2 protein-coding genes are annotated in these 1,283 nt (G+C 33.8%); both read right to left on the bottom strand.

All coding sequences use genetic code 11. The features are described 5' to 3' along the window. Positions 1–164 precede the first annotated feature (164 nt). Positions 165–737, bottom strand: a complete 573-nt coding sequence (locus tag C564_RS0131550; protein ID WP_018768263.1) for an imm11 family protein — start codon at positions 735–737, stop codon at positions 165–167. Positions 738–752: 15 nt separating this feature from the next. Further along, positions 753–1,283, bottom strand: a 531-nt coding sequence (locus C564_RS0131545; protein WP_018768262.1) for an AHH domain-containing protein, incomplete at its 5' end; no start/stop codon positions are given.

The following is a 1,283-nucleotide window of genomic DNA, read 5'->3' as shown; positions in this document are numbered from 1 at the left end:
CCTGCCGATAATAGAGGTGATGGTGGTGCACCGTCTAATGCACATGGAGATACTGGTATAGTTGTAGCACAAGAAATTTAAGTGAATTTACAGCAAAAAGGAAGAACGTTTACCCTCACTAAAAGACGTTCTTCTTTTTTATCATCCTTCTGTTTTAGGACTTTTTACATGTTCGATTCTGAATCCCACACTTCAATAAATTTAAAGCCTTTTAAATCACTTTCTAAAATTGCATTTCTTAATTCATCTGACACGAAAACAGAAGTAGCATACATTATATTATTTAGATATATTTTAAAAATCATTTCATTTTGAATAACGTTAGGAACAAATGCAAATTTTTCATATCCTATGACTAAACCTGTACTTAATTTTTCAAAGATTGCTTTTTCGTTATCAATCGCATCTAATACATTTAAAACATGAACTATATAATACACTTTGCCTGTGACATTATGTATAAGTGGAAGAAACTCAACATTAGTACCAATTAAAGGTTCTAAGAATTTTTTAGCTTTTTCACTAACCATTGGTGTACCAGTTCCTCCCCAAAATTTAGGGCAATCACTAGGTTTATCTCCTTCCACACATTCAATAAGTATATTTCCCCATAAATCAGCTAGCCTTGTTATTGAATCCACTTTTCCGTCAATATATTTTTTATGGTCTTCATCGAAGTTTAATAATTGAAAAGATTCATAGTCATCAAATGAACTCTTTAGTTCCCAGATTTTCATACTTTCTCTCCTTTATCATTTTTTGGGTTGATTTAATTTCATGCTACCGTCTAATAATCCTTCTCTGATTTTCTGTAAGGCGGCAACTGCATCTGCTTGAGTACCACCTATCAATTTAACCTTGTATAAGGTATCATGTACTAATTCTATGTATTCTGGCCCATGCATACCTATATGCAATGCTTCAGTAGTTACATATTTACTATCAATCGCTTTATATCCAGGTAGAAACACTCCATTAGCAGCAGAATCATGATGTATTTCAAACTCTTTTAATAATTTTTGGATTTCCGCAGCCCTACCATCATTCCAAGGTACAATGTGATGTGCCGCATTATGGTATGGCGGTGGTTCAATTCCTGCATCTTTTAGTTCTGCACGTAGTACATCGGACGCCTTATATGAATCAGGGTGCTTACCTTTTACTTCAACTCTATCAAGAACTTTATTCGCATAATCTTCTATTACTTCTTGTACATCTTTAACTCTACTTCGGCCACTAGTTTTGGAAAACAGAAATGTATCACGGGCTTCTCGTAAAGTTTC

It is taken from the genome of Bacillus sp. 105MF (assembly GCF_000374885.1).
In the GTDB taxonomy this organism is placed as follows: Bacteria; Bacillota; Bacilli; order Bacillales; family Bacillaceae_G; genus Bacillus_A; species Bacillus_A pseudomycoides.
Note: the sequence above shows the minus strand (reverse complement) of the source record. Positions and strands in the feature narration are given on the sequence as shown.

What these genes read in the sequence shown, in the direction of transcription:
- C564_RS0131550 (WP_018768263.1), bottom strand. Translation starts at nt 737, where the DNA reads ATGAAAATCTGGGAACTAAAGAGTTCATTTGATGACTATGAATCTTTT.